The sequence below is a fragment of the Streptomyces mayteni genome (assembly GCF_054783955.1).
This window is the reverse complement of sequence record NZ_BAAGPR010000036.1, coordinates 50070-67086: the sequence shown is the minus strand read 5'-3', so window position 1 is coordinate 67086 and position 17017 is coordinate 50070. Positions and strand designations below refer to the sequence as shown.

17 protein-coding genes and 2 pseudogenes are annotated in these 17017 nt (G+C 73.8%); 12 read left to right on the top strand and 7 right to left on the bottom strand.

All coding sequences use genetic code 11. The features are described from left to right. Positions 1–35 precede the first annotated feature (35 nt). The 3 genes and pseudogenes from sucB to ACYVPE_RS17990 form a co-directional block, all read left to right on the top strand. Positions 36–1094 (top strand): annotated as a pseudogene (gene sucB, locus ACYVPE_RS18000) (2-oxoglutarate dehydrogenase, E2 component, dihydrolipoamide succinyltransferase); the annotation flags it as partial. A gap of 94 nt (positions 1095–1188) precedes the next feature. Beyond that, complete coding sequence (locus ACYVPE_RS17995; RefSeq protein ID WP_461034631.1) at positions 1189–1812, top strand: GntR family transcriptional regulator; 624 nt, start codon at positions 1189–1191, stop codon at positions 1810–1812. A gap of 250 nt (positions 1813–2062) precedes the next feature. Then, complete coding sequence (locus ACYVPE_RS17990) at positions 2063–3040, top strand: helix-turn-helix transcriptional regulator (protein ID WP_461034630.1); 978 nt, start codon at positions 2063–2065, stop codon at positions 3038–3040. Between the two features lie 96 nt (positions 3041–3136). Here the strand turns inward: ACYVPE_RS17990 and ACYVPE_RS17985 are convergent, their stop codons facing one another. Both ACYVPE_RS17985 and ACYVPE_RS17980 read right to left on the bottom strand, forming a co-directional pair. Further along, entirely contained in the window at positions 3137–3544 is a 408-nt protein-coding gene (locus tag ACYVPE_RS17985) for a DUF3224 domain-containing protein (protein WP_461034629.1), read from the bottom strand. A gap of 101 nt (positions 3545–3645) precedes the next feature. Beyond that, positions 3646–3987, bottom strand: a complete 342-nt coding sequence (locus ACYVPE_RS17980) for an N-acetyltransferase (RefSeq protein WP_461034637.1) — start codon at positions 3985–3987, stop codon at positions 3646–3648. Between ACYVPE_RS17980 and ACYVPE_RS17975 the strand changes: the two are divergent. Beyond that, positions 3975–4258, top strand: a pseudogene (locus ACYVPE_RS17975) (transposase); the annotation flags it as partial. The gene ACYVPE_RS17980 and the pseudogene ACYVPE_RS17975 sit on opposite strands and share 13 nt — an antisense overlap. A gap of 15 nt (positions 4259–4273) precedes the next feature. Here ACYVPE_RS17975 and ACYVPE_RS17970 read toward each other — a convergent pair. After that, entirely contained in the window at positions 4274–4861 is a 588-nt protein-coding gene (locus ACYVPE_RS17970) for an SMI1/KNR4 family protein (protein WP_461034636.1), read from the bottom strand. 183 nt (positions 4862–5044) lie between these two features. Here ACYVPE_RS17970 and ACYVPE_RS17965 point away from each other — a divergent pair, with 183 nt between their 5' ends. Continuing rightward, positions 5045–6064 carry a hypothetical protein gene (locus ACYVPE_RS17965; RefSeq protein WP_461034628.1) on the top strand — a complete coding sequence of 340 codons (1020 nt, stop codon included), beginning with the start codon at positions 5045–5047 and terminating at the stop codon, positions 6062–6064. A gap of 70 nt (positions 6065–6134) precedes the next feature. Here the strand turns inward: ACYVPE_RS17965 and ACYVPE_RS17960 are convergent, their stop codons facing one another. Then, positions 6135–7136 (bottom strand): HEAT repeat domain-containing protein, encoded by a 1002-nt coding sequence (locus ACYVPE_RS17960; protein ID WP_461034627.1) that lies wholly within the window; start codon positions 7134–7136, stop codon positions 6135–6137. After that, positions 7123–7776: a HEAT repeat domain-containing protein gene (locus ACYVPE_RS17955; protein WP_461034635.1), complete on the bottom strand. Its 654-nt coding sequence runs from the start codon at positions 7774–7776 to the stop codon at positions 7123–7125. Before ACYVPE_RS17955 ends, ACYVPE_RS17960 begins: the two co-directional genes overlap by 14 nt. 142 nt (positions 7777–7918) lie before the next feature. Here ACYVPE_RS17955 and ACYVPE_RS17950 point away from each other — a divergent pair, with 142 nt between their 5' ends. Genes ACYVPE_RS17950 through ACYVPE_RS17935 form a run of 4 tightly spaced genes read left to right on the top strand, consistent with a single transcriptional unit; the run spans position 7919 to position 9850 of the window. Next, the gene (locus ACYVPE_RS17950; RefSeq protein ID WP_461034626.1) at positions 7919–8434 is read left to right on the top strand and encodes a C40 family peptidase; all 516 of its coding nucleotides are present in this window, start codon (positions 7919–7921) and stop codon (positions 8432–8434) included. 56 nt (positions 8435–8490) lie between these two features. Next, the gene (locus ACYVPE_RS17945; protein WP_461034625.1) at positions 8491–9111 is read left to right on the top strand and encodes a PhoD-like phosphatase N-terminal domain-containing protein; all 621 of its coding nucleotides are present in this window, start codon (positions 8491–8493) and stop codon (positions 9109–9111) included. Between the two features lie 53 nt (positions 9112–9164). Next, on the top strand, positions 9165–9458 hold the full coding sequence (locus ACYVPE_RS17940; RefSeq protein WP_461034624.1) for an ArsR/SmtB family transcription factor: 294 nt from the start codon (positions 9165–9167) through the stop codon (positions 9456–9458). Continuing rightward, positions 9455–9850, top strand: a complete 396-nt coding sequence (locus tag ACYVPE_RS17935) for a VOC family protein (protein WP_461034623.1) — start codon at positions 9455–9457, stop codon at positions 9848–9850. The genes ACYVPE_RS17940 and ACYVPE_RS17935 overlap by 4 nt, the downstream gene beginning before the upstream one ends. A gap of 18 nt (positions 9851–9868) precedes the next feature. Here the strand turns inward: ACYVPE_RS17935 and ACYVPE_RS17930 are convergent, their stop codons facing one another. Further along, positions 9869–10798: an SDR family oxidoreductase gene (locus tag ACYVPE_RS17930; protein ID WP_461034634.1), complete on the bottom strand. Its 930-nt coding sequence runs from the start codon at positions 10796–10798 to the stop codon at positions 9869–9871. A gap of 133 nt (positions 10799–10931) precedes the next feature. Here ACYVPE_RS17930 and ACYVPE_RS17925 point away from each other — a divergent pair, with 133 nt between their 5' ends. The 3 genes from ACYVPE_RS17925 (at position 10932) to ACYVPE_RS17915 (ending at position 13555) form a co-directional block, all read left to right on the top strand. Next, positions 10932–11480 (top strand): DUF4240 domain-containing protein, encoded by a 549-nt coding sequence (locus ACYVPE_RS17925; RefSeq protein WP_461034633.1) that lies wholly within the window; start codon positions 10932–10934, stop codon positions 11478–11480. A gap of 25 nt (positions 11481–11505) precedes the next feature. Beyond that, a complete protein-coding gene (locus ACYVPE_RS17920) occupies positions 11506–12432 on the top strand; it encodes a TIGR01777 family oxidoreductase (protein ID WP_461034622.1) in 927 nt (308 codons plus the stop codon). Between the two features lie 259 nt (positions 12433–12691). Then, complete coding sequence (locus ACYVPE_RS17915; RefSeq protein ID WP_461034621.1) at positions 12692–13555, top strand: AfsR/SARP family transcriptional regulator; 864 nt, start codon at positions 12692–12694, stop codon at positions 13553–13555. Here the strand turns inward: ACYVPE_RS17915 and ACYVPE_RS17910 are convergent. Continuing rightward, positions 13450–16680, bottom strand: a complete 3231-nt coding sequence (locus tag ACYVPE_RS17910; RefSeq protein WP_461034620.1) for an AfsR/SARP family transcriptional regulator — start codon at positions 16678–16680, stop codon at positions 13450–13452. The two genes, ACYVPE_RS17915 and ACYVPE_RS17910, sit on opposite strands and share 106 nt — an antisense overlap. Positions 16681–17017: the final 337 nt, after the last annotated feature.

The window sequence follows — 17017 nt, the reverse complement described above, 5'->3', positions numbered from 1 at the left end:
TGTCTTCCTAAGACCGCTTGGCCTCCGACTTCCCGGCTCCCGCCCCTGCCCCGGCCCCCGTCGCGCAGGCTCCGGCGCCCACCCCCGAGCCCGCGCCCGCGGCACCGGCTCCGGCACCCGCGGCTCCGGCCGCACCGGCCCCGGCCGCCCCCGCCACCGACCCGACCTACGTCACCCCGCTGGTGCGCAAGCTGGCGGCGGAGAACGGCGTCGACCTGGCCACCGTCAAGGGGTCGGGCGGCGGCGGTCGGATCCGTAAGCAGGACGTGCTGAGCGCCGCCTCGGCGGCCGGCGCCCACGGCGCGGCCCCGGCCCCCACCGCCGCCTCGGCGGCGCCGGCCGCCAAGGCGCCGGCGCCCGTCCAGCCGTCGCCGCTCCGCGGCCAGACGGTGAAGATGAGCCGGATCCGCAAGGTCATCGCCGAGAACATGATGAAGGCGCTGCACAACCAGGCGCAGCTGTCGACCGTCGTCGAGGTGGACGTCACCCGCATCATGCGGCTGCGGGGCCGGGCCAAGGACGCGTTCCTGGCCCGCGAGGGCGTCAAGCTCTCCCCGATGCCGTTCTTCGTCAAGGCGGCGGCGGAGGCCCTCAAGGCCCACCCGTCGGTCAACGCCCGGATGAACGACGACGGCACGATCACCTACCACGACGTCGAGAACGTGGGCATCGCGGTGGACTCGGAGAAGGGCCTGATGGTCCCCGTCATCAAGGGCGCGGGCGACCTGAGCCTGGCCGGCATCGCCAAGAAGACGGCGGAGCTGGCGGGCAAGGTGCGTGGCGGCGGGCTCTCCCCCGACGACATGTCAGGTGGCACGTTCACGATCAGCAACACCGGTTCGCGCGGTGCGCTGTTCGACACGATCATCGTGAACTACCCGCAGGTCGCGGAGCTGGGCATCGGCGCCACCGTGCGTCGCCCGGTGGTCGTGAACCACCCCGAGCTCGGCGAGACCATCGCCATCCGGGACATGGTCTACCTGACCCTGTCCTACGACCACCAGCTGGTGGACGGCGCGGACGCGGCCCGCTACCTGGCGGACGTGAAGGCCCGTCTCGAGGCCGGCGCGTTCGAAGGCGAGCTCGGCCTGTAAGGGCCGTCCGGCAACCGTCGCAGCGGCCGCGCCCCGTCCGGACTCTCCGGGCGGGGCGCGGCCCTGTTGGATCACCCCATGGGAGTGTGAGGGCATGAACCCGCCCGTCATCCATTCGTTGCGCCAGCAGATCCGTGAGCACATCGTGGAGGGCATCGTCAGCGGGCGCTGGCAGCCGGGCGAGCGGATCGTCGAGCGGCGCATCGCGGCGGAGCTCGACGTGAGCCAGACGCCGGTCAGGGAGGCGCTGCGCGAGCTCGAGACGCTGCGGCTGATCGAGTCGGCGCCCAACAAGGGCGTCCGGGTGCGGGCGTTGACCGCCGCCGACCTGGAGGAGATCTACCCGGTGCGGGCCGGTCTGGAGCAGATCGCGGCCGAGCTGGCGGCTTCTCGGCTCGCCGAGGACGTCTCGGCGCTGGCCCCCGAGGTGGCGGCGCTCCGCGAGGCGGACCGGCTGGCGGACGCGGAGGCGCAGGTCGGGCACACGGTGGCGTTCCACCACGAGCTGGTGAAGGCGTCGGGGAACAGCGTGCTGCTGCACACCTGGGAGTCGCTGGGCATCGAGATCTGGACGGCGCTCTCCATCCGCTGGCTCGGCACCCGGCAGCGGTCCTACGCCGAGGAACACCAGGAGCTGGTGGACGCCTTCCTGAGGCGGGACCCGCGGATCGGGGAGCTCGTCAAGGAGCACGTGCTGAACTGTGCACCGCGTGCCTGATGGCGGCGCCCGGTATGGCACGGGATGCCAATTTCTCCGATTCGCCGACTTTTTTGCCGCAACCCTTTGATCGATCATCGATCATCGGCTTAGAGTCTTCCTGGAAGTGAGCCGCGTCGCACTGCCTGTCCTGCCGTTCGACGCGGCTCCCAGGGGAGCTCGGGTCCCGTTTGTCGCGCCAACGCGCGGGACCGAGCCCCTCATGGCAGCACCCATGGTTCCATGGCCCACGGGTTATTATCGGCGCCTCATGCGTGCTGCCCGACTCATCAGACTCGTCCTGCTGCTTCAGGATCGTAGGGCGATGACCGCCGCCGAGCTGGCGGCCGAACTCGAGGTCTCGGAGCGGACGGTGGCCCGCGACGTGGACGCCCTCTCCGAGGCCGGCATCCCCGTCTACGCCGACCGCGGCCGCGCCGGCGGCTACCGCCTGATCGGCGGCTACCGCACCCGCCTCACCGGCCTGGGCCGCAGCGAGGCCGAGGCGCTGTTCCTCTCCGGCGTGCCGGGCGCGCTCCGCGACATGGGCCTGGCGGACGCCGCCTCGGCGGCCCGCCTCAAGGTCTCCGCCGCCCTCCTCCCCGAGCTGCGCTCCGCCCACGACACGGCGGCCCAGCGCTTCCACCTGGACGCGCCGGGCTGGTGGCAACCGCCCGAGACCCCGGAGTTGCTGCCGGCCGTCGCCGAGGCCGTCTGGGACGACCTGCGGATCCAGGTCACCTACCGCAGGGGCGACGGCGCGGAGGTCGCCCGCGTCCTCGACCCCCACGGCCTGGTCCTCAAGGCCGGCACCTGGTACCTGGCCGCCCGCCCGGCCGAAGCCTCCCGCCCCCGGGTCTACCGGGTCTCCCGCTTCGTCTCGGTCACCCCCACCGAGGAGCGCTTCGCGCGGGACGACTCCTTCGACCTCCCCACCTTCTGGACGGCCCAGGCCGCCGCCTTCGCCCGCTCCATCCTCCACGCCGAGGTCCACCTCCGCCTCACCCCCGCCGGCGCCCGCGCCCTCCCCCACGTCACCGACCGCGAGGCCGCGACCGAAGCCCTCACGGCGGCCTCCCCACCCGACGCGGACGGCTGGATCACGACGACCCTGGCGGTCGAGTCGGAGGAGGTCGCCTACAGCCAGCTGCTCTCCCTGGGCCCCGACGCGGTCGTCCTCACCCCGACGTCGCTACGGAACGCACTGGCCACGGCGGCGGCCCGCATGTCCGCCAACTACCGGCCCTGACGGCCGAGCTCGCCAACTGCGACGTCGGGACCACTCCAGGGCCGGAAAACCGGCCCTGACGTCACACCACCGCGATCTCCCGGCCGGGCCCGCCGGTCAGCCGAGCTCGTAGTCGAACCAGATGCGATGCGTGCCGTCGGCGTCGACGGCTATCCCACCGGCTCCGGAGATACCGGCCAGCTCACCGGTGCCGCCCGACGGCACGATCGTGAAGAACTCCGCGGTGCGGTCGCTACCGGACGTCGTGGCCGAGTGCACGAAGTTGAAGGAGCCCTCCCGACCGTGCAGCGTGCCCTCGAACGACTCCATGGCCACGTAAGTGCCGACACCGGTCGCCTGGTCGAACGCGGCGGTGAACAGGGTCGCAGAGCGCCCCACCGCCCCGTCCTCGAAGCGCTTCTCCATCGTCGCGACACCTACCGGCAGCCCGGTGGACACAGCCGGATCGGGCTTCAGCTCAGTCGGGACGAACGATGTGACGGTGAACGTGCCAGTGGCTCTCATGCACCGACCGTACCGAGGCGGTCTGACAACCGCGGCCGGACGACTCGACGACGAGTGAGCGGACGGGCACACCACCCGTCCACGGATGTCTCGCCCTCGGTTCAGCGCGGGGCCGCGGCCCGCGTCGGCCGCACCATGGCCGTGAAGACCGGCCCGTCCGGCGAGGGCTGCTGGGAACTGATCTCGGCGTACCCCCACGACTCGTACAGCGCCTTGACCTTGCCGTTCCCAGCCAGGGGATTGACCAGGAGCGTGACCTGTTCCTCCGACCTGGCTGCGATGAGCGCGTCATGAATGCGCCGAGCGATGCCCAGGCCACGCCAGGGAGCCCGCAACATGATCTCCTTGAGCGCCATCGTGGACTTGTCAGCGCAGCCTCTTGGCACCGGAGTCGCCATCCGACGCCACCAGCGGTCGTCTGACTCGATGGCGTTGCTACTCATCCCGCGCCATCCGCATCCACCTGCGGCGCCGGGGAATCCGCGCCGTCATCCCGCAGCCGTCCGACCAGATCAGCCACCGACGGCGACGAGGCCGCCGAGGGGGCCGCCCACCCGGCTTCGACCACGAGGCCTACAAGCAGCGCAACTCCGTCGAGCGGTGCATCAACCGCCTCAAACAGTGGCGTGGCCTGGCCACACGAACCGGCAACTCGCCATCGCCTGCCAGGCCGCACTCCACCTCGCCAGCATCCGCATCTGGGCGCGAAGGTGATCAATGGGCCTGGACTCAGTTCCACCAGTCGATGTCTCCCCTGCTGTCGATCTTGGGGGCAGTCACCGCGCCGAACCAGGACTGGCTGTGATGCTCCAAGGCTTCCGCCACCTCATGGAGCCATGAGCCCAAGCTAGGCCAGCCCAGAAAGCACGCCTGGTCGTCGTGGACAGCGTCACCGAGATGGTTCTGCCACATCCCTTCCCCGGCATCGATGAAGTGGTCGCCTCCGTCACTTCCGGAGATGGGGACCCACTTCGTTCCCCACCAGGGCGCTTCCGCCTGATCCAGGTCGTCTGACTCCCATATCTCCATCCGCATCTCGCGGACCTCGATGATCTCCGACACCGAGTACAGCCTCCGGCAGGGAAGCACACCCACCAGGGACCTATCTCCGTTGTGGCACCGCAGCGACTCCCGGAGATCCGCAGGAAGGGGAAACCCCAAGCGTGACTCGGCCTCCTGGATGGACTGCCACGAAGCCGGAGGCCTGAGTTCTCCCAGAGCCTTCGGCGCGTATCGGGACAACCAAGCGTCGATGCGGCGCCAGGACTTCGCGACGGGGGGCACGACAGGGGATATGCCCCGTCGGGGAGATTGCATCATCATGCGGAGAATCTTCCACCGGGACTCATGCGGTCAGCCACGTCGATCCAAGAGACAGAACCTAGCCGCGTCGCGCGCGGCGCGGTGCCGTGTGGGGTGCGGCAGTTGCCCGGTGGTATCGGGGAACCGTCGCGGCGACGCGTCTCGTCCGTGACGGGTGTGACTGAAGTGACGCCCACCATGCCCGCGGAACACCGGGAACTGATCTCCGACCTCTCCGGGATCGTCTGCGACTACCCCAACGTGGATCCGGAATCGACGCTCAGCGTCCTCGCCGGGGACGCGTCGGGGGCGCTGGGGCGCGTCGGCACCCCGGAGGGGCGCCGGGAGCGGACCGGGTACACGATCCTGCTGCACGCCACCTGCTGGTACGTCTCCGGCCGTGTCTTCAGCAAGTCCGTGTTCGCGTCGTACACGGAGGCCCTCGAAGGGTTCCGTGCCACGCTCGACCCGGCCTCCTGTTCCTGTCGGGACGGCGCCCATCCCACGGACCTGGACTCGGAGTACCAGGTCGAAATCGGGGTGAGCATGCTGACCGAGGCCGGTCGGGCCGCGTTCGGCGAGGATTACGGACTCGAGGACGAGGAGCTGGCGGCGTTCGACTGCGAGGGGTTCCTCGCGGAACTCGTCGACCAGGCCGTGGACGCGCTGCGCGACGCGCACCGGAGGCTCTTCGGCGACATCGACGTCTCCCACCTCGACGCGCGGTTCGTCGGGGACGACGGCGGCATCGACATCGTCGCCATGCAGGAGGCGATCGGCCGCACTTGGGAGGACAACACCGGCCCGGTCGCGTTGTGGTCCGCGCGTCGTTGGCTCGCCGGGGAGGTGCGGGACGAGGAGCGGCTCGGCCTGTTCCTGTGTATGTGGATGGGCATCGCCCAGACGTACGAGGGGCTGCCGCCCTCGTATGCCCGCCCCCTGGCCGCCGCGCTCGCCACCATCGACCTGGACGTGTCCTGCGACCACCCGCGGCACCCCTGGTCCGCCGCCAAGGCCACCACGCGGTCCCGGTACCGCGCGGTGCTCCACCTGTACGCGCCGGAGGACCACCCCGACACCCCCGTGCCCGCCGAGCTCTCGGCCCGAGAGGTGTGGGAGTGCCCGGGGCAGTACGCCGAGTTGGCGCGCGCGGCGCTGGAGGACGTCAGGGGCTGGCGCCATATGCGCGGCGGTGAGGACGAGGACTGGGAGTTCTGATTCCCGGCCCGGCCCACCCCTCAGTTTCCGGCTCCGTCGGCACGGGCGGCACGGGCGGCACGGGCGACCGTCAGCCGTCGCGCAGCGTGAGGAGGTAGGTCGCGGTGACCGCGACGCCGGGGTCGGCGTCCTGGGACAGGTCGGTGAGGGCGCGGGTCGTCGTGGGGCCGGGGATGTCGGCGAGGGCCTGGGTCAGGCGTCGGCGGGCGGGGGGTTCGGTGGTGGGGTGGGCGAGGCGGGAGACGAGTTCGGTGGCGATCCGGTGCGCCGTCGTGGAGTCGCTCGCCAGCGTGCTCAGCGCGTCGGCCGCTTCGGTGTCGTTCCGCCCGTCGACGATCAGGTCGAGGAGCGTCGGGACGGCGTCGGCCACGCCGCGTGCGCCGAGCGCCAGTGCCGCGTGGCCGCGGACCGCGGTGTCGGGGTCCGTGAGGGCAGTCCGCAGCACGGTGGTCGCCTCGTCGGTCGGGAGTTCGGCGATGGTCAGGACGGCGCGGCGCCGTACCTCGGCCGCGGGTGAGCGAAGACCCTTCGTCAGTGGGGGCAGCGCGTCCTCGCCCGAGGGGGCGAGCGCCCAGCGGAGGGCTCCCGCGACGTTCGGGTTCGACTCGCCCAGCACCGCCTCGACCAGTGCCTCCACCGGGACGGGAACGGCCTCGACCGCGGCGAGGGCCGCGCGCTGTCGCGCGCCCGGGCTGTTCGACCCCAGCGCCTGGAGGAGGGCGACGATCCCGAGGACGTCCGCCCAGTCGGCGGGTTCCGTGGCGTCGATCCGGCGGAGTCGGGTGAGCAGCTCCGTCTCCGCGGCGATGCGGTCCCGCGTCCGGCGGACGAGGTCGTGGACGAGCTCCGCCGGCGCGAAGTCGGGGTCGTCGAGCGCGCGCCCGACGTCGCGCAGCGAGAGACCGAGCGACCGCAGGCTCTCGATGTGGAAGACGCGACGGATGTCCGCGTCGGAGTACTCCCGGTAGCCGGCGCCGGTGCGCTCCGTGGGGCGCACCAGGCCGAGCCGCTCGTAGTGCCTGAGCATGCGGGCGCTGACCCCGGATCGCCGTGCGACCTCACCGATCAGCACTGCCCACCGCCATGATCCGTTTCGCCTCCTCGATCGCGAACTCGAAGCCGGCGTCCGGGTCGCGCCACAGCTGTTCGGTGGCGATCGCGTGCGCGCGCACGCGCGGGTCGGGATCCGTCGTCGCGGCGCCCAGGACGGGCGGCGTCGCCTCCCCGAGCGCGATCAGCGCCCGGCTGAGGCTCAGCCGCGTCTCGTGTTCGCCGCGCCCGAGCTGTGTGGCCAACAGTACGGCCAGCCCGGGCTCGGCGCCTTCGGGCACCAGCGCGACCGCCGCCCGCCAGGCGCTCCTGGCCACCTCGTCTTCGGGGTCGGCCAGCAGCGCCGGGGTGATGGCCGGCCAGGCCAGCCGGTCCCCGATCTTGGACAGCGTGTGCAGCGCCTGGCTCCGTGCCTGGGCGCGCTCCGAGCGGACCGCTTCGAGCAGCGGCGGGACCGTGAGCGACGCCGGGTGGCGAGTGAGTGCCCAGGTCAGCATCTCGCGCACGGAGAAGTCGGGTTCGACGGCGCAGCGCTCGACGAGCGTCGCGACGAACCGCGGGTCGGGGGACGTGCCGACCGCGAGCGCCGCCCGCAGTCGGACGGACGCGCGGTCGTCCGCCAGCCCCGGAATCCTGATCACCGGCCCGGTCTTCGGGGTCATCGGGGTCATCGGGACCACCTCCTCGACCGCAGTGAAGACCTTGTCACCGTGACAAGGTCAAGCGGCGCGGAAAACCGATGCCGCCGCGCGCCGGTTCGGGGCTAGGGTTCGAGGCCGCCTGTTCGACTGTCCGGGGAGGGCCGTGGAAGACGACCGGCGGGATCGTGTGGAGAACGCCGTGGCCTGGGCGAGGAGCCACGTCGGCTCGACCGCCTACGCCTCGCGGTGTCTGGCCTTCGTGGAGGACGCCTACGAGCGGCCCAACGGGTTGGAGGTCTTCGGCGGTGACTTCGCCCGGGAGTCCGCCGAGTTGTACGCGGCGCGGGACAACACCGGGGTGCCGCCGGCCGGGGCGTTCGTCTTCTACGACAGCGGCGGGGAGTTGCTCGGTCGACGGCGGAACTGGGGGCATGTGGGTCTTGGCGTGGGGGACGGCCTGGTCGTGCACGCCTGGGACCGGGTCCGGATCGACCACTACCTGGCGGTCCAGGACCTGATGGGCCCTCCGGGGTGGGACGCTCCGAGCTGGCTCGGGTGGGCGCCGGTCCAGCGGGTCCTCCAGGGGTGCCGGCCGAAGGACTGGTCGGCGGCGGGCGACGCGGCCGCCGCCGCGCGGCGCGCGCAGACGGCCAGGTTCGGGGAGGGGACAGCCCGGTAGCGCCGTTCGTCCCGGGGTCGCCCCCGGGACAGGCGGCCGCGCCCAGGATGGCGGGCGTGGCAGACACCGGACGCGTGACAGGTGGTCAGGGCGGCTGGGACCGCCGACGTTTCGCCGGTGCGCTGGCCGGCCTCTCGGGGCTCGCGGCGCTGGCGCTGCTGCCGCTGGCGCGCGGCGCCCTCGCCGACGTGCCGCGCCGGGCGACGGCCGGCGGCGATCCGTTCGCGCTCGGCGCGGCCTCGGGCGCCCCTCCCCCAGCCATGGGGTCCCCCCGGACGGAGTCGGGGGAGGCTGGGAGGTACCCCCAGCCCGACGGCTTCGTGCTCCGCACCCGGCTGGCGCCCGACCCGCTGGCGCCCGGCGGCGCCGGCGGGATGCCGCCGCGCCCGGTGCCCGTCGAGTGGCGGGTGGCCACCGACGAGCGGATGCGGAACGTGGTGCGGCGCGGCACCGTCGCGGCGCTGCCCGAGCTGGTGCACGCCGTGCACGCCGTGCACGTCGAGCCGGCGGGGCTGCGTCCCGGCCGCACCTACTGGTACCAGTTCCGGTTCGCCGGCGAGACCTCGCCGGTCGGCCGCACCCGCACGACGCCGGCCCGCGGCGACCGGCCGGGGCGGCTCTCGTTCGCCTTCGCCTCCTGCCAGGACGACGGCGGGCCGGGCGCGCGGCAGGTGTGACCGGGGTGGCCTCGACTTGATAGGCAAGTCGCTACTTGCCTATCGTGGGGGTCATGGCGGACGATGTCTTCAAGGCCCTGGCCGATCCCACCCGCCGGCGCATCCTCGACGAGCTGGTGGAGCGGGACGGCCAGACCCTGTTCGAGATCTGCGCGCGGCTGGTGACCAAGCACGGCCTGGGGCTTTCCCGCCAGGCGGTCAGCCAGCATCTGGCCGTGCTGGAGTCCGCCGGCCTGGTCGTCACCCGGCGCCAGGGGCGCTACAAGTTCCACGATCTCGACACCGAACCCCTGCGCCGCGCCATGAACCGATGGCTCGGGCCCGACACCCCGGAGAGCTCCCCATGAAGATCTACGTGACCAGCGTCTTCGTCGAAGACCAGGAGAAGGCGCTGCGCTTCTACACCGACGTGCTGGGCTTCGTGAAGAAGAACGACGTGCCGCTCGGCGGCGAGGCCAGATGGCTGACGGTGGTCTCGCCCGAGGCGCCCGAGGGGACCGAGCTGCTGCTCGAACCCTCCGGGCACCCCGCGGTCGGCCCGTACAAGGCGGCGCTGGTCCAGGACGGCATCCCGGCCGCCTCCTTCGCCGTGGACGACGTGGCCGCCGAGTTCGAGCGGCTCACCGGGCTCGGCGTGGAGTTCACCCAGCAGCCGCTGGAGATGGGGCCGGTCACCACGGCGGTCCTGGACGACACCTGCGGCAACCTGATCCAGATCGTCCACAACGCCGCCGCGTAGCCCGGCCCCGAAGGACCGCTACCGGTACTGGGACGCGTCGGCGTCCTTCCCGCCCTGGACAACCTCCATGATGTACGCGATCGCGTCCGGCTGGGAGCCGTCCGCGTCGGTGAAGCCGTACTCGCGGGCCAGCTGGCCGCTGGAGAGCGACTGGCCGTTCCAGCGGGCCACGTCCGGGTCGCTGGCGAGGGCGGCGGCCGCGCGGCCGATGAGCGTCGGGGACTCGGAGATCGCGAAGTGCCGGTCCTGCCTGATCCCGTCCCGCCAGTTCTCCTCGGTCACCTTGAAGTGGGTGTCGAGCATCGCCTCGGAACGCAGCCAGCCAGGGGTCAGCGAGACGGCGGTGCAGCCCAGCTCCCGCAGCTCCTCACCCAGCGCGTACGCCATCCGGATCGGCGCGGCCTTCGCCAGGTCGTAGAAGAAGCTCTCCCGGTAGCGGCGGTTGAACTCCCTGGTCCCGTCCGTCACCTCGATCACCAGGCCACCTGGCCGCCGCGTCAGCAGCGGCAGCGCGTGGTGGGCGGTGACGATGTGGGTCTCGACGCCGAGCCGCAGCATCCGCAGCCCGCCCTCCAGGTCGAGGTCCCACATCTTGGTGGCGAACGCCAGGTCGAGCAGGTGGTCGCCGCCCCAGACGTCGTTCACCAGCACGTCGAGCCGCCCGCGCTCCCGGTCGATCCGTTCGACCAGGGCCCTGACCTGCTCCACCTCCAGGTGGTCGGTCGGCACCGCGACGCCCTCGCCGCCGGCCGCGGTGACCAGCTCGGCGGTCTCCTCGATGGTCTCGGTGGCCCGGCCCACCTCACTGACCGTCGTCCTGGTCGTACGGCCGGTCACGTAGACGGTGGCCCCGGCCACGCCGAGCTCGACCGCCATGGCGCGCCCGGCACCCCTGGTCGCCCCCGCCACCAGCGCGATCCTGCCGGTCAACGGCCCGCTCGACGGCATGGTCTGCTGCTTCACGCACGTTCCTCTCACGTCCTGGTCCGAACGGATCCCACACTCACAGGGAAACCCGACACCTCCTGTCCGGCTTTTTCGGCGTGCGTCCGGACGCCGTAACCGGGATCCTGTTGTCGTGATGGACGAAACGGGCTTCTGGGAGATCATCGACAGCACCCGGGTCGCCGCGGGCGGCGATCCCGAGGCGCACGCCGACCTGCTCGTCGAGCGGCTCGCCGAACTCGACCCCGAGGCCGTCACCGACTACGCCAGGCACTTCGAGTCGCGCTTCGGCCGCGCCTACCGCTGGGACGTGTGGGGCGCCGCCTGGGTGCTGCTCGGCGACGCGGGGGACGCCGCCTTCGAGAACTTCCGCTGCTGGCTGATCAGCCAGGGCAGACACGTCTTCGAGGGCACCCTGCACGAGCCCGACGCGCTCGCCGAACTGCTCGGCGCCGAGGGCTTCGACCGGCGGGCCGACGGCGACGCCGAGGACGTCGGGTACGCCGCCTACGACGCGTACGACCGGCTGACCGGCGCCGAACTGCCCGACCTCGGCCTGCCGGATCCGCCGCGCGATCCCGAGGGCGTGCCGGTGGACTTCGCGGACGCCGAGGCGATGGCCGCCGCCTACCCCCGGCTGTGGGCCCTGGCGCGGCCCGCCCCTGGCGGCCGGGTCGACGCGTGATCACCTGATCGACGAGGATGGGGCCATGCGGGATGAGGCCAGCGGGGAACGTTTTGCCGTCACCGGCTCTTCGGGGCTGATCGGCTCGGCGCTGGTCGCCGCGCTGCGGGCCGACGGAGTGGACGTGGTCCGGCTGGTGCGCCGGCCGCCGCGCACGGCGGACGAGGAGCGCTGGGACCCGTTGGGCCAGGAGCCCGAGGTCAACCGGGCGGCGCTGGACGGCTGCACCGCCGTCGTCCACCTGGCGGGCGCCGGCGTCGCCGACCACCGGTGGACCGCCCGCTACAAGGCGGTGCTCCGCGACAGCCGGGTCGTCGGCACGGCGTCCCTGGCCCGGGCGATCGCCTCGCTCGACCGGCCGCCGCGCGTCCTGGTCTCCGGCAGCGCCATCGGCTACTACGGCTACACGGGCGACCGCCCGGTGGACGAGCACGAGCCGGCGGGCACCGGCTTCCTCGCCGACCTCTCGGTGGCCTGGGAGGCGGCGGCCGGGCCGGCGGAACAGGCCGGGGTGCGCGTCGCGTTCGCCCGCACCGGCCTGGTGGTGGCCCGCTCTGGCGGGGCCTGGGGCCGGCTGTTCCCGATCTTCCGCGCCGGGATCGGCGGCCGGCTCGGCAGCGGCCGGCAGTACTGGAGCGCCATCTCGCTCCACGACCACATCGCCGCCCTCCGCTTCCTGCTCGACGACCGGCCGGCGCTCTCAGGACCGGTCAACCTCACAGGGCCCGAGCCGCTGACCAACCGCGAGGTGACCCGGGTGATGGGCCGGGTGCTGCACCGGCCGACGCTGTGCGCGGTGCCGGCGCCCGCGCTGCGCCTGGTGCTCGGCGAGTTCGCGCAGGACGTGCTCGGCAGCCAGCGGGTGGTGCCGCGCCGGCTGCTCGACGCCGGCTTCGCCTTCGCCCACCCGACCGTCGAGGAACAGGTCAGGGCCGCCGTGGCCGGCGCCTGAACACGGCGAACTCGACGGCGCCGGCCCACCGCGGGTGCGGCGGCGCCGATGGCGCGTGCCGCCCGGGGACCGGCGACAGATCGGCGACGGATCGGCGACAGTCGCCCGCGCCAGGATGGCCGGGCGGGGGCCACGCACGAGTGGGGTCGAGCCTCCTTCCCCACCGGCCCGCGGTGGGGCGTGCATGGGCTGGGCATGCACGTCCCATGCGGGCGTGCTCCATGGTGTCCACCGGTCCTTTCGACGATTGGCTGGTGCGATGGAGATCCGACTGCTCGGCTCGGTGCGGCTGCGGGTGGGTCCGGTGGGGGTGGACCTGGCGTCGGAGCGGGTGCGTTCGCTGCTGGCCGCGTTGGCGTGGCGGCCCGACGAGTTCGTCTCCGACGAGTTGGTGATCGACCAGATCTGGGGCGACGAGCTGCCACGGCATCCCAGGGCGGCGCTGTACACCTGCGCCAACCGGCTCCGGCGGTCGCTACCTGCCGGGCACGCCCTGGTGCTGCGGCGGCGCGGCGGCTATCTGCTCGCGGTCGACGCCGCCGCCGTCGACCTGCACCGGTTCCGCCGGCTCGTGGCCCAGGCGCGGGACGCGGCGCGGGGGCGGGACGAGCCGTCCGCGCTCGACCTGTTCGACCGGGCACTCGCGCTCTGGGGCGGCCGCCCGATGTCCGATCTGACCTCGGCGTGGGCGGCGAGCGCCCGGGTGACGCTGGAGCGGGAGCTGCTGACCGCCAGGATCGGCCGCGCCGAGCTCGGCCTGCGTCTCGAGCGGCACGCCGAGGAGACCCCGTTCCTCCACCAGCTCGCGGAACAGCATCCGCTGGACGAGACGATCGCCGGCCTGCTGATGCTGGCGCTCCACCGGAGCGGGCGGCAGGGTGAGGCGCTGGCGTCATACGACGGGATCCGCCGGCGTCTGGTGGATCAGCTGGGGGACGAACCGGGGCCGGCGCTGCGGGAGTTGCACGCCCGGATCCTGCGCCGGGACGCGGCGCCCGCCGAGGTGTGGCCGGCCGGTCAGCCCAGCAGGGTGGCCACCTCCGCGCTCTCCGGCGCCGTGCTGTCCCCGAGCCGGGCGCGCGCCGCCCGCCACGCGGAGCGCGCCCCGCGCTCGTCGCCCTGACGGCGGCGGGCGCGGCCCAGCAGCAGCAGGACGCGGCCGTGCACCAGCCGCTGCCCCGAGCCGCGGCAGAACTCCAGCGCCCTGGCGCAGTGTTCGACGGCACGCTCGGCGTCGCCGAGGTCGAGGTGGAGGGCGGCGAGCAGCGCGTGCGCCTTGCCGAGCGCGAGCCGGTTCCGCTCGCGGGCCAGCGCCAGGGCCCCGGTGGCGTGGTCGAGGCCGGTGCGGTGGGCGCCGCGGAGCAGCGCGGCCTCGGCGAGACCGAGCAGCGTCTCGGAGCGGCCGGCGGCGTACTCGGTTCGCTCGGTGATCTCCAGGGCGGCGGCGAGCCGCGACTCGCCGCGGTCGGGATCGCCCTCGCGCAGCAGGGCGACGCCGATCCCGGTCAGGCAGTCGGCCTCGCAGTTGCGGTTCTCGACCTCCCTGGCGATCTCCAGGGCCCGGCTGAAGGCGGCGATCGCCGCCCGGTGGCGGCCTGCGTCGAGGTGGACCCGGCCCGCGGTCTCCTCGACGACGGCCTCGGCGTAGCGGGAGCCGGCGTCGGTGGCCATCCCGCGGGCCCGGTCGAGCAGCGTCAGGGCCTCGTCGAAGGCGCCCTGTTCCTGCCTGACCAGGCCGCGGTTGACGAGGACGAGCGCGGCGACGGTGGGGTTCGCGGCGTCGAGCAGCGGCCACACGGCGCCCAACGCCTCGTCGGCCGCGGCCAGTTGTCCGAGGGTCAGCCGGGCGGAGGCGAGGTTCATCAGGCAGGTCAGCTCGCCCCGGGGGTCCTGGAGCCGCCGGTGGATGTCGAGTGCCCGCTGGTACTGCCGGACGGCGTGCCTGACCCGGCCGAGTTGTTTGGCCACGACGGCGGCGCCGATCAGCGCCCGGGCCTCGCCCGACGGCCAGCCGGCGCGGCCGGCCAGCTCCCCGGCCCGCCGGAAGTGCCGGCCCGCGGTCCGCAGGTCGGTCATCCGCCAGTGGATGTTGCCCAGGTTGAGGTGGGTGACGGCCAGCCACCGGGGGTCGCCGACCCGGCCCGCGGCCGCCAGGCCGAGCTCCGAGAGGCGCAGCGACTCGGAGGGCGGCCTGAGCATCAGGAAGGGGTGGGCGACCGCCACCAGCCGCCCGACGGTCTCGTGCGGGCCGTGCGCGGCCGCCCGTTCCATGGCGGCGGCCACGCCGTCCCACTCCGCGTCGACCCAGCCGGCGGCGGCCGCGCGGTCGGGGAACGTCTCGGGCGACACGTCGGGCCCGGCCGGCTCGTCGGGGGGCAGCAGGACGTCGAAGCGGTGGGCCCGCGCGGCGGCGAGCATCGAGTGCAGGTAGTAGTCGAGGAGCCGCGCGTCGGCCCGCCGTGGCTCGCCCGGGTCCTCGGCCTCGTCGGCGAGTCGGCCGGCGTACTCACGCAGCAGGTCGTGCAGCGCGTACCGGCCGCCGCCGGTCTCGGTGGCGAGGTGCACGCGGGTGATGGCCGCCAGGGCGCGCTCCGCGGCCGGCCGGGCCACGCCGGCCAGCGCGGCGGCGGCGGGGAGCGTGACGTCGGTGCCTGGCGCGCGGCCGAGCAGCCGGAACAGGTCGCGGGCCTCGGGTGGCAGCGCGGCGTGCGAGAGGTCGAGGGCGGCGCGCACCATGGCGCGTTCGTCGTCGTCCACCCGCAGCCCGGTGAGCGGCCCCCTGGCGAGGAGGTCGGCGACGTGCTCGGCGACGCCGCGCCGCGGCCGGTCGGCGAGTTGGGCGCCGGCGACGCAGAGCGCCAGCGGCAGGTGGCCGCAGACGTCGGCGAGGCGGGCCATCGCCGCGGGCTCGGCGGCGGCCAGGTCGGCGCCGGCCCGGTGCGCGATCAGCGCCACCGCGTCCCGCCGCCCCATCGCCTCGACGGTGTGGCGGCGGGCGCCGTCGAAGGCGACCAGGCCGCCGAGCCGGTGCCGGCTGGTGACCAGCAGCAGGCAGCCGGGCTCGCCTGGCACCAGGGGCCGCACCTGGGCGGGCTCGGCCACGTTGTCCAGCACGATCAGCACCCGGCGGCCGGCGAGCAGCGTGCGGTAGCGGGCGGTCTGGTCGTCCTCGCCGGCCGGCACCCGCTCGGCCTGGCAGCCGAGCGCGACCAGCAGCCTGGGCAGCGCCTCGGCCGCGGTCATGGCCCGTCCCGGCGCGAAGCCCCGCATGTCGAGGAAGAGTTGGCCGTCGGGGAAGAGGGGGGCGGCCCGGTGGGCCGCGTGCACCGCAAGGGCGGTCTTGCCGACGCCCGCCGGGCCGACCAGCAGCCCGACGCCGCCCTCGTGCAGCCCGGCCAGCCACCCGATCTCCCGCTCGCGGCCGACGAACCGGTCGACGTCCCTGGGGAGTTGGCGAGGCACCGGCGACCGGTCGCGTGGCGCCCTGGCGGCCTGGGCGGGGTTCTCGTCCCCACTCGCGGTGATCCGCCGGTGCAGCGCCCGCAGTTCGGGGCCGGGTTCGACGGCGAGTTCGGCGGCCAGCCGGTCCCTGAAGTCGCGGTACGCGCCTAACGCCTCGGACCGCCGGCCGCTCCGCCACAGGCTCGACACCAGCTGTGCGCAGAGGCGTTCGCGCAGCGGGTCCTCGGCCAGCGCGCGGCCGGCCTCGGCGGCGGCCCACTCGTGGTTGCCGAGCGCGATCAGGGCGTCCGCGCGGTGCTCCACGGCCAGCCGCCGCCGTTCGGTGAGCGCGGCGGCCTCGGCGGCGGCGAACGCGCCCCCGACGTCGGCGAGCGGGGCGCCCCGCCACAGGCCGACCGCCCGGTCGTACAGCTCGAACGCCTTCTCCTGGTCGCCGCACGCCGCGGCCCGCGCCGCCCGCCCGGTGAGCTCGTCGAACGCCTGGACGTCGGTCTGCCCTGGCAGCACCCGCAGCAGGTAGCCGGGCGGCCTGGTGACGATCATCCCCTCCGGGCCGCCGGCCCTGCGCACCTCGGAGACCAGCGCCCTGATCCGGGCGGCGGGGGCGGCCGGTTGGCGCTCGCCCCAGAGCGCGTCGGCCAGCCGGTCGACCGAGACGACGCGGTTGGCGTCGAGCAGCAGCACCGCGAGCAGCTCACGCTGGCGGGCCGTCAGCGGGGCGCGGCGACCGCCGAGGCTGAGCTCCAGCGGGCCGAGCAGCAGGAATTCGACGTCGGCCGGCGGCATGGCGGCCATGCTAGGGCCTGTCTTCCGGATCTTCGTGGGGCCGCGACGCCAGCTACGGCACCTCGCCGCGTTACCCCACGCCGCGGAGCGGCATGTCAGGCGCCGCGCGCGAATACGGCCAAGTATGAGCTGCGCCGCGGTCGATGTGCGGCTCCGCCGCGTGGGGCGCCTTGCGCGAAGCGAATGGGGGCACTCCCCCAAGCACTCCGTGCAGGGGGCACCCCCACCCGGACGAAGTCTGGGGGAGCACCGCATCTGGGGGTACTCCCCCAAGCACTCCGTGCAGGGGGCACCCCCACCCAGGCCGCCAGGCCTGGAGGAGCCAAGGCCTGATCCA

Coding starts and splice junctions, on each gene's coding strand:
- ACYVPE_RS17995 (WP_461034631.1), top strand. CDS start 1,189: ATGAACCCGCCCGTCATCCATTCGTTGCGCCAGCAGATCCGTGAGCAC.
- ACYVPE_RS17990 (WP_461034630.1), top strand. CDS start 2,063: ATGCGTGCTGCCCGACTCATCAGACTCGTCCTGCTGCTTCAGGATCGT.
- ACYVPE_RS17985 (WP_461034629.1), bottom strand. CDS start 3,544: ATGAGAGCCACTGGCACGTTCACCGTCACATCGTTCGTCCCGACTGAG.
- ACYVPE_RS17980 (WP_461034637.1), bottom strand. CDS start 3,987: ATGAGTAGCAACGCCATCGAGTCAGACGACCGCTGGTGGCGTCGGATG.
- ACYVPE_RS17970 (WP_461034636.1), bottom strand. CDS start 4,861: ATGCAATCTCCCCGACGGGGCATATCCCCTGTCGTGCCCCCCGTCGCG.
- ACYVPE_RS17965 (WP_461034628.1), top strand. CDS start 5,045: ATGCCCGCGGAACACCGGGAACTGATCTCCGACCTCTCCGGGATCGTC.
- ACYVPE_RS17955 (WP_461034635.1), bottom strand. CDS start 7,776: ATGACCCCGAAGACCGGGCCGGTGATCAGGATTCCGGGGCTGGCGGAC.
- ACYVPE_RS17940 (WP_461034624.1), top strand. CDS start 9,165: ATGGCGGACGATGTCTTCAAGGCCCTGGCCGATCCCACCCGCCGGCGC.
- ACYVPE_RS17935 (WP_461034623.1), top strand. CDS start 9,455: ATGAAGATCTACGTGACCAGCGTCTTCGTCGAAGACCAGGAGAAGGCG.
- ACYVPE_RS17930 (WP_461034634.1), bottom strand. CDS start 10,798: ATGCCGTCGAGCGGGCCGTTGACCGGCAGGATCGCGCTGGTGGCGGGG.
- ACYVPE_RS17925 (WP_461034633.1), top strand. CDS start 10,932: ATGGACGAAACGGGCTTCTGGGAGATCATCGACAGCACCCGGGTCGCC.
- ACYVPE_RS17920 (WP_461034622.1), top strand. CDS start 11,506: ATGCGGGATGAGGCCAGCGGGGAACGTTTTGCCGTCACCGGCTCTTCG.
- ACYVPE_RS17915 (WP_461034621.1), top strand. CDS start 12,692: ATGGAGATCCGACTGCTCGGCTCGGTGCGGCTGCGGGTGGGTCCGGTG.
- ACYVPE_RS17910 (WP_461034620.1), bottom strand. CDS start 16,680: ATGCCGCCGGCCGACGTCGAATTCCTGCTGCTCGGCCCGCTGGAGCTC.